This is a genomic window from Methanobrevibacter sp., from assembly GCF_045636185.1.
Classification (GTDB): domain Archaea; phylum Methanobacteriota; class Methanobacteria; order Methanobacteriales; family Methanobacteriaceae; genus Methanocatella.
In genome coordinates this window covers 1-8,219 of record NZ_JAZTXC010000107.1, presented here as the reverse complement: position 1 = coordinate 8,219, position 8,219 = coordinate 1, and the positions used below count along the sequence as shown (strand labels likewise).

The 8,219-nt window shown below is 32.4% G+C and carries 11 protein-coding genes; 6 read left to right on the top strand and 5 right to left on the bottom strand.

The window, feature by feature from the left end; translation table 11 throughout:
* Together ACKI3Q_RS06070 and argF are read left to right on the top strand one after the other, a co-directional pair.
* Positions 1-1,107: MFS transporter (locus ACKI3Q_RS06070; protein ID WP_407415263.1), on the top strand; the 1,107-nt coding region annotated here is incomplete at its 5' end.
* A 150-nt stretch (positions 1,108-1,257) separates the two neighbouring features.
* Positions 1,258-2,166 (top strand): ornithine carbamoyltransferase, encoded by a 909-nt coding sequence (gene argF / locus ACKI3Q_RS06065; protein WP_407415261.1) that lies wholly within the window; start codon positions 1,258-1,260, stop codon positions 2,164-2,166.
* Here the strand turns inward: argF and ACKI3Q_RS06060 are convergent.
* Both ACKI3Q_RS06060 and ACKI3Q_RS06055 read right to left on the bottom strand, forming a co-directional pair.
* A complete protein-coding gene (locus tag ACKI3Q_RS06060; protein WP_407415259.1) occupies positions 2,163-2,441 on the bottom strand; it encodes a zinc-ribbon domain-containing protein in 279 nt (92 codons plus the stop codon). The genes argF and ACKI3Q_RS06060 overlap by 4 nt on opposite strands.
* Positions 2,438-2,782: a DUF2085 domain-containing protein gene (locus ACKI3Q_RS06055; protein WP_407415257.1), complete on the bottom strand. Its 345-nt coding sequence runs from the start codon at positions 2,780-2,782 to the stop codon at positions 2,438-2,440. Before ACKI3Q_RS06055 ends, ACKI3Q_RS06060 begins: the two co-directional genes overlap by 4 nt.
* A 150-nt stretch (positions 2,783-2,932) precedes the next feature.
* Between ACKI3Q_RS06055 and ACKI3Q_RS06050 the strand changes: the two genes are divergently transcribed.
* The 4 genes from ACKI3Q_RS06050 to ACKI3Q_RS06035 are packed head-to-tail and all read left to right on the top strand — an operon-like array spanning position 2,933 to position 6,167.
* The gene (locus ACKI3Q_RS06050; RefSeq protein WP_407415255.1) at positions 2,933-4,627 is read left to right on the top strand and encodes an acetolactate synthase large subunit; all 1,695 of its coding nucleotides are present in this window, start codon (positions 2,933-2,935) and stop codon (positions 4,625-4,627) included.
* The gene (gene ilvN, locus ACKI3Q_RS06045) at positions 4,628-5,113 is read left to right on the top strand and encodes an acetolactate synthase small subunit (RefSeq protein ID WP_407415253.1); all 486 of its coding nucleotides are present in this window, start codon (positions 4,628-4,630) and stop codon (positions 5,111-5,113) included.
* 1 nt (position 5,114) lies between these two features.
* The gene (locus ACKI3Q_RS06040; protein WP_296808222.1) at positions 5,115-5,642 is read left to right on the top strand and encodes a carbonic anhydrase; all 528 of its coding nucleotides are present in this window, start codon (positions 5,115-5,117) and stop codon (positions 5,640-5,642) included.
* A gap of 24 nt (positions 5,643-5,666) precedes the next feature.
* The gene (locus tag ACKI3Q_RS06035; protein WP_407415251.1) at positions 5,667-6,167 is read left to right on the top strand and encodes a methylated-DNA--[protein]-cysteine S-methyltransferase; all 501 of its coding nucleotides are present in this window, start codon (positions 5,667-5,669) and stop codon (positions 6,165-6,167) included.
* Here the strand turns inward: ACKI3Q_RS06035 and ACKI3Q_RS06030 are convergent.
* The 3 genes from ACKI3Q_RS06030 to ACKI3Q_RS06020 all read right to left on the bottom strand — a co-directional run bounded on the left by ACKI3Q_RS06030 (position 6,157) and on the right by ACKI3Q_RS06020 (position 8,056).
* On the bottom strand, positions 6,157-6,582 hold the full coding sequence (locus ACKI3Q_RS06030; RefSeq protein WP_407415249.1) for a hypothetical protein: 426 nt from the start codon (positions 6,580-6,582) through the stop codon (positions 6,157-6,159). The genes ACKI3Q_RS06035 and ACKI3Q_RS06030 overlap by 11 nt on opposite strands.
* Positions 6,583-6,667: 85 nt before the next feature.
* Positions 6,668-7,042 (bottom strand): hypothetical protein, encoded by a 375-nt coding sequence (locus tag ACKI3Q_RS06025; protein ID WP_407415247.1) that lies wholly within the window; start codon positions 7,040-7,042, stop codon positions 6,668-6,670.
* A gap of 117 nt (positions 7,043-7,159) precedes the next feature.
* Positions 7,160-8,056 (bottom strand): hypothetical protein, encoded by an 897-nt coding sequence (locus ACKI3Q_RS06020; protein ID WP_407415245.1) that lies wholly within the window; start codon positions 8,054-8,056, stop codon positions 7,160-7,162.
* Between the last annotated feature and the right edge of the window lie 163 nt (positions 8,057-8,219).

Sequence of the window (8,219 nt, the reverse complement as noted above, 5' to 3'; positions counted from 1 at the left end):
CTTCATTTTTCCGCTGAAATGCTCTCTTTGTGTCTGGGGATATCATTATTTGCTACTGGTTTAGGAGGTATTGTTTTTGGAGCATTGGGCGATAAATATGGTCGTAAGAAAGTATTGCAATGCACAATAATCATATATTCCATAGGCACTATGTTATCTGCATTTTCATGGTCTTTTTATTCATTAGTAATATTTAGATTTATAACAGGTTTAGGTGTTGGTGGAGAATGGGCTACCGGTCAGATTTACATTAATGAAACATTTCCTACCAAATTAAGAGCAAAATTCGGAGCTTTTATGCAATCTGGAGCGCCAATTGGTGTAATTTTAGCTGCAATAGTGGGAGGATTAGTATGTCCAATCATTGGCTGGAGATTGACATTTTTAGTTTCAGTCCTTCCTGCACTTAGTGTCATCCACATTAGGAGACATCTTAAGGAATCCGATGTCTGGCTTCAAAATAAAGACCAATTTAAAAACAAACATCCCCTCCAGGAATTTAAAGAATTATTTTCAAAAGAATATAGAAAAATATTCCTTATGTGTTTGATATTATGTGGATTCGGTATGTCAGCATATTGGTATACCTATTCCTGGCTTCCAACCTACCTTGCACAAGAAAGAGGATTGGCAGCTGTAGGCACAACATTTGGAATTGTATTAATTCAATGCGGTGATTTTACAGGTTATACCACTTTCGGTTATGTGGCCGATAAGCTTGGAAGACGTCCTGCATTTACCATTTACAGTTTTATTATGGGCATAAGTATAGCCATGATTACGATCTGCTGGAATCAGATTGCTGCAGTTCATGATTTAATATTCGTATGTATGTTTTTAACCGGATTTGGAACAGGATTCTTTGGTGGATTTGGTTCACTATTCTCAGAACTATTCCCGACAAAAATCAGAAATACGGGTGTTGGTACAGTATTCAATCTTGCACGTGGGGCGCAATTCCTCACACCTATAACAATAACTCTTGTTGCCACATACTTTGATTTGAGTTACGGAATTGCTATAGCTTCAATATTTGCAATATTGGTTGGTCTTTGGATTTGGGTATTCCCTGAAACAAAAGGAACATCCATTAATGAATTGGATTAAAATATATAAACTATTTTACTCCTGTAAAATAGTTTTTCTTTTTTTTCATCGAATTTTTTTTCAAATAACATATTGTATTAACTTTGGAATGAAAACATAATATTTAATATATATAAATAACAAATATTTTATTTTATTAGAGGGGATTATATGGATAGTCTATTATCTATTTGTGATATTAAAGAGGAAGTCTCATATATTATTGATTTAGCTATTAAAATTAAAGCAGGCGAAGTAGAAGATAAGCCTTTGGAAGGTAAAACTTTAGCCATGATTTTCCAAAAGTCCTCAACACGTACTAGAGTTTCATTTGACGTTGGAATGTATCAATTAGGTGGAAGAGGAATATTCTTATCATCTAATGACTTACAAATGGGCAGAGGAGAACCTATTTCAGACACGGCTAAAGTATTAAGTCGTTTTGTTGATGGAATAATGATTAGGGCTATTGAACATCAGGATGTAGTTGAATTAGCCAAATATTCTAAAGTGCCTGTTATTAGCGGATTGACTAATTTAGAACACCCTTGCCAAGCATTGGCTGATATGTTAACAGTAAAAGAGCATTTTGGTTCATTTGAAAATAAAAAAATTTGTTTTGTTGGTGACGGAAACAATGTATGTAATTCCCTTTTATTGATTGCTCCTCTTTTAGGTATGGACATGTCTGTAGCTTGTCCTAAAGGTTATGAACCATGTGAAGATATCTTAAAAATAGCCAATGAATATGCAAATGAAAATAATACTAAAATAACTGTTTCTGACGATATTAATGTTGCACTGGATAATGTTGACATTGTTTATACTGATGTATGGGTAAGTATGGGTGATGAAGCTGAAAAAGCACAAAGGGAAAAAGATCTTTCACCTTACCAGGTTAATCAGAAATTAATGGATATTGCTAATGATGGTGCTATTTTTATGCATTGCCTACCTGCAGTTAGAGACCAGGAAGTTTCAGCTGAAGTCATTGATGGTAATCAATCAATCGTTTATGATCAAGCGGAAAATAGGCTTCATGCGCAAAAAGCTGTCCTTTATCATTATTTAAAGGATTAATGGCCGAGAATGGCAAATACTATAAATAAAAAGACTATACAAACACAGCACCAGCACCAACGGTCGTTATCATCATTTGAATTATTGCTGGTATTTGATGTATTGGCAGGTCTTGGATTAATCGGACCTCTGCTGTCTTCGACTGTAACCTTTTTAGCCGTTGTTTCTTTTTTAGGCTCAGTTTCAGGTGTCTCATGAACTAAGTTAATACCACATTTTCTACAGAATTTACTTCCTTCGGGATTTTCTTCACCACATTCCGGACAAAAACTCATAAATATGCACCTACTAAATTAAAAAAGATTTTTACAGCTATTTTCATAAAAATAATCAAACCTATTCCACCAATGAATCCGGTAACAAATCTTAGATTATTATTGCTTTCTCTCCACTTCAATAATTGAGTAAATCCATCAACTCCTGCTGGAATAAGCAATATTATTGATGCTATGAATAAACTTAAGGTATAATTAACTGGATAAAAGTAATTATATATTAAAAATACTATTAAACCTGTATAAAACCCGGTACACCTTGCACAAACTGGAAACTGGTGATTTTTATAATGAAAGCTTCTTTCAGGTATTCTATGGCATAATATTTTTGAATATTTCATGATTATCAAAGTTAGTTATTTGTGTTTAATTTATTTCAATTTTTAACTATATTAATTTTTTTAAATTTTAATTTTCACTAATGACTAATTATATATATTCTACCACACAAAAATTAGATTATAATAAAAGATTTAATAAAGGTTTTAGAAATGAGAGGCGGAGAAGCAATAATTGAATCCCTTAAAAAAATGGGAGTAGAAACAATATTCGGTTATCCTGGAGGACAAACCATACCATTCTATGATATGTTATATGATGCAGATATCAACCATATCCTAGTTAGGCACGAACAAGCAGCAGCTCATGCAGCTGACGGATTTGCAAGAGCTTCAGGTAAGGTGGGAGTGTGCTTGGCAACTTCTGGGCCAGGTGCAACTAACTTGGTCACTGGTATTGCTACTTCTTTTATGGATTCTTCTCCTATTGTAGCTATAACAGGACAAGTTCCAACTCATTTAATAGGAAATGATGCATTTCAGGAAGCAGATATTATAGGTATCACTATGCCTATTGTCAAGCATAGTTTTCAACCGAAAGATCCTAATTTGATACCTTCCATAATAAAAACTAGTTTTGATTTAGCTACTTGTGGAAGACCTGGACCTGTATTGATTGATGTTCCTAAAGAAGTGCAAGAGGGTGAACTTACAAGTTTTGATGATGATTTAATTAAAACTCCGGGTTACAATCCAACATTGAAAGGAAATCCAAGACAAATTAAAAAAGCTTATGAATTAATTAAACAAGCTAAAAGACCATTGGTGCTTGCCGGTGCTGGTGTCATTTTGGCTGATGCCTGTGATGAATTTAATGAATTTGTACATTTAATAAATGCTCCTGTCATGACTTCACTTTTAGGTAAGGGAGCAATTAATGAAAGAGATGAACTGGCATTGGGGATGCTTGGAATGCATGGAAGAAAGGTTTCCAATGATTCAGTCAATGAGTGCGATTTGTTAATAGCCATAGGTATCAGATTTTCAGATAGAACTACTGGCAGATTGGACAGTTTTGTTCCAGGTAGTAAGGTTATTCACATTGACATTGACCCTGCTGAAATAGGTAAAAATGTAGAAGTGGATTTACCAATTGTGGGGGATGCTAAAAATATTTTAATATCATTAAATAAACTGTTTAAAGGTTATGCTGCATCTAATGATGTCAATGCCTGGACAGATATAATTAAACAGAGAAAAGTTGATTTGATGCCGAGGGTCACATACGATGATGTTCCGCTTAAACCTCAATCTGTAATCAAGGAAATTAGTGAAGTTTTAACTGCTGATTCCATACTGACAACTGATGTCGGTCAAAATCAAATGTGGGCGGCTCATTTTTATGACACTCAAAAACCACGTAAATTCATCTCTTCAGGGGGGCTTGGAACTATGGGATTCGGTTTCCCTTCAGCTATTGGTGCTAAAGTTGCATGTCCGGAAGACCCTGTTGTATCCCTTAATGGTGATGGTGGATTTTTAATGGTTTGTCAGGAATTGGCAACTGTTTATGATTATGATTTGCCTGTAATCGCAGTCGTGCTTGAAAATAGAACTTTGGGGATGGTTTATCAATGGCAAAGTTTATTGTATGATGGAAGACATTCCGAAACAGAGTTTAAAGATAGTCCAGACTTTGTTAAATTAGCTGAAAGCTTTGGCATCAATGCTCTAAAAGTTGAAAAGCCAGGTGAAACTAAAGAAGCGTTAAAAAGTGCAATTAAGGATAATGAAGCTATATTGATAGATGTTGTCATAGATTCTGAAGAGGCGCTTCCGATGTTACCTCCGGGAGCAGGTATCAATGAAATGATTGGCGAATACAAACTTGAAAAAGATGTGATTTAAATGGAAGAAAATTATCATGTTATAAGCACGCTTGTAGAAAATAGGCCTGGAGTTTTACAGAAGGTAGCAGGATTATTCACAAGAAGAGATTTTAATATTGAAGGCATTACGGTTGGCAAATCAGAAACCGATGGTCTAGCAAGAATGGTCATTACTGTAAAAGCCGATGAAAAAATATTGGAACAAGTTACAAAGCAGCTAAATAAATTGGTTGATGTTATCAAGATTAAAGATATTACTAATAATGCAGTCAAAAGGGAATTATGCCTTGTTAAAGTCAATGTTCCTAATGAAAAGGCAAGAGCCGAAATAATTCAAAATGTTAGTATTTTCAGAGCAAATATTGTTGATGTATCTGAAGAAACATTAATGATTGAAATAACTGGCGATGTAGAAAAAATTAATGCATTTATATCTTTATTAAATAACTATGGAATCAAAAAGATTTCAAGAACTGGTCTTACCGCAATGGCCAGGGGAGATTAAAATGACAATTTTGGAGAATGTTTTAAAGGATAATAAGGAATTTGTTGAAAACTTTGAAGGCACAGAAATGTCTCACCATGCAGCTAAAAAATTAGCTATTTTAACTTGTATGGACTGTCGATTAATTGACTTTTTCGAACCGGCATTAGGTTTAAAAAGAGGAGATGCCAAGATAGTCAGAAATGCAGGTAATTCAATTGTTGGTGAAGATGCTATCAGATCAATTGGTGCCGCATTATACAATCTTGGAGCTGAAGAGGTAATGGTCGTTGGTCATACTGAATGTGGTATGGCAGGGGCTGATGCTGAAGCTTTAAAAGAAAAAATGATTGCTAGAGGAATTAAAGAAGAAGACATAGCTAAATATGATTTGGCACAATGGATTGGTGGATTTGAATCCGAAGAGCAAAACGTTATCGACGTTGTAGAAAAAATCAAAAACCACCCATTGATTCCTGATGTACCGGTACATGGTCTCATAATCGATATTGTAACTGGCGAGTTAAAAGTTTTAGTAGATGGTTATTAAGCCATCTTTCTCTTATTTTTTAAAATGATTAATACAACATACTATAAATCACCATTGGGGGATATTTTACTTGCTTCCAAGAATAATATGTTAATAGGGGCATGGTTTGAAGGACAGAAGTATTATTTGTCCAATATTTCTCAAAATTTAATTGAAAAAGAAGATAGAATACTGATTAAAACCAAAAAATGGTTGGATAGCTATTTTGGTGGTGAAAAGCCACCAATCGACGAATTAAGTCTGAGACCTCAGGGCAGTAATTTTAGGCTGGAGGTATGGAAATTACTTTGCGAGATTCCTTATGGGCAAACTGCTAGCTATAAAGACATTGCATCTAAAATTGCTGAAAATCGAGGAATTGAAAAGATGTCTGCTCAGGCTGTTGGAGGCGCCGTTGGACACAATCCGATTTCCATCATTATTCCATGCCATAGGGTAATTGGATCGGATGGAGCATTGACAGGCTATGCTGGGGGTATTGATAGAAAATTATTTCTTTTAAAGCATGAAAATGCTAGATTCTAGCTTCTGATTTGGATAGATTATAATTAAAGATTAATATGATTATAGTAAAGATAATCATGTAAAAGAATGAATTTAGAATTAAATTAAATTCAAATCCATTTAAAACGAAAGCTATGTAATCTGCAGGTAAAAAGAGATTATAGCCAAACAGTAATGGCATTAAAGCAATAAAAATTATATCAAATAATAGGACATAAACAAGTGCAAAGATGCTTCTTTTGTAATTATTTTCAATATAACCGTTTTCAACAGCAGCATTCAATCCATATATTACTAAATAATATATTCCGAATAGGTTGCCTATGAATAAAACATCCTTAAGCCCTATGGTTGCTAATATAAAGCAAGCCACATATGCTATGATGAGAGAAGTTATAAAGTTTGTAATTAAAAATCGTGCAAAATTCTTATTCATTTAAATCAAATAATAATTTATTGTTTTAGCTATATAAAATTTAAAAAAAATAAAAGAATATTTCACAATTGATGCAAAATATTCTCTAGTTGCGTTTTGAATGAACAACACCAAATAATAATGAAATAAGAATTATTGCTCCAATAACATAAAACAAATTATTAATATTGCCTTTAAAGGCAACGGAATTTCTGACAATTTCACCCATATTACCGCCCCCTTGATTTGTACCGGTAACATTGGATGTTTTATTTGTTTTATTGGTGTTTGTCATATTATTCATTGCATTTGTAAAGCTATTAATAATTAAATTTCCGCTATTGAAATAACCTTTTCCTGAAGGAGAATATTCATTATCATGTGAAATTATACAATATATGATATAATCTCCTTGCATTTTTATTTCATTGGATTCTATTACTTCAGATAATGTAACATCATATATTAGTCCATATGACACCATATTATCAGGATTAGCGCTGTCTATCCATAAATAATAAAATACTAAATCCTTCCATAATGAATAATGTATAGGAAATATATTTTTATTTATTTCCAATCCAAGCACATCAGAAATTCAATTTATGGCTTCATCAGTACTTGTTTCATTGATTTTAACATAACTTGCGGATGTTAAAACATATAGATATGGGTAACCTTTTTGAATGTTAATACCTTGTCTTTTGAAATAATCTAGAGCTTTTAAACTTGCATCAACACCAATTTGGTATGATGGATTTAACTCTTCATTAAGGTTTAAATCTAGAATGTTATCCGTAGATTCATTTACCATATCAACAATGATTAACGCGTTTTCATCTGATTTATTCCAAATAAATGCATCATCAATGTCTCTTGAAACACCTATTATGGCATATTCAAGAGGTAAATCTTGTTGTGGATAATTATTATAAAATGTTTGATTACTTATAAATCCAGTTATATGTGGTCTTTTAATTAAAGCATTATCTGATTCATTGCTTGAAAGTCCATTAATCCAGGTAGATTTATTCCAAAGATTAGCGGTATTTAGACCAGCATCACCAGAAAATAGTATGTTTCTATTTTCTTCGTTTTTAACCATAATAGAATCGTTGTTTAAATCTGATTCAATTAAAGGTAAACTCAAAAGATTTTCATTATAAGTTACATATCCATTAGAAGAACTTATTTTATTATTAAACATGTTTTCGGTGTTCATGTCATTAATTTCAACATATTCGAAGTTTATAGGTAAATCCATTTGATCATTTAAAGCATTTGAATTTTCGATATGGGTATTATAACCTTGATTATCGTCAATTTTTTCATTAATGTCTGAAGAATAATCTTCTATGTCATTAATTTCAATTGATTCAATTGGAATATTTTCTTCTACTATTTGTATTTGGGTATCATCATAGTTAACGGTCATATTTTCGTTAGCTGAAACAACCCCCATTAAACACAGTGTTAAAATTAATGAAACAACCATTATAACACCATGTTTTATAAAAGTCTCCTAATTTTAGATTTATATTAATTTTTCCACATAGACCTATAGTAATGCTAAATAAATAACATTACATTTATAATATATAATAATTCTTTTAAAAAAAATTTACTATTTTTAGTTTTTTTGAGTTAACTTTTTTTTT

What these genes read in the sequence shown, in the direction of transcription:
- argF (WP_407415261.1), top strand. Translation starts at nt 1,258, where the DNA reads ATGGATAGTCTATTATCTATTTGTGATATTAAAGAGGAAGTCTCATAT.
- ACKI3Q_RS06060 (WP_407415259.1), bottom strand. Translation starts at nt 2,441, where the DNA reads ATGAGTTTTTGTCCGGAATGTGGTGAAGAAAATCCCGAAGGAAGTAAA.
- ACKI3Q_RS06055 (WP_407415257.1), bottom strand. Translation starts at nt 2,782, where the DNA reads ATGAAATATTCAAAAATATTATGCCATAGAATACCTGAAAGAAGCTTT.
- ACKI3Q_RS06050 (WP_407415255.1), top strand. Translation starts at nt 2,933, where the DNA reads ATGAGAGGCGGAGAAGCAATAATTGAATCCCTTAAAAAAATGGGAGTA.
- ilvN (WP_407415253.1), top strand. Translation starts at nt 4,628, where the DNA reads ATGGAAGAAAATTATCATGTTATAAGCACGCTTGTAGAAAATAGGCCT.
- ACKI3Q_RS06040 (WP_296808222.1), top strand. Translation starts at nt 5,115, where the DNA reads ATGACAATTTTGGAGAATGTTTTAAAGGATAATAAGGAATTTGTTGAA.
- ACKI3Q_RS06035 (WP_407415251.1), top strand. Translation starts at nt 5,667, where the DNA reads ATGATTAATACAACATACTATAAATCACCATTGGGGGATATTTTACTT.
- ACKI3Q_RS06030 (WP_407415249.1), bottom strand. Translation starts at nt 6,582, where the DNA reads ATGAATAAGAATTTTGCACGATTTTTAATTACAAACTTTATAACTTCT.
- ACKI3Q_RS06020 (WP_407415245.1), bottom strand. Translation starts at nt 8,056, where the DNA reads ATGGTTGTTTCATTAATTTTAACACTGTGTTTAATGGGGGTTGTTTCA.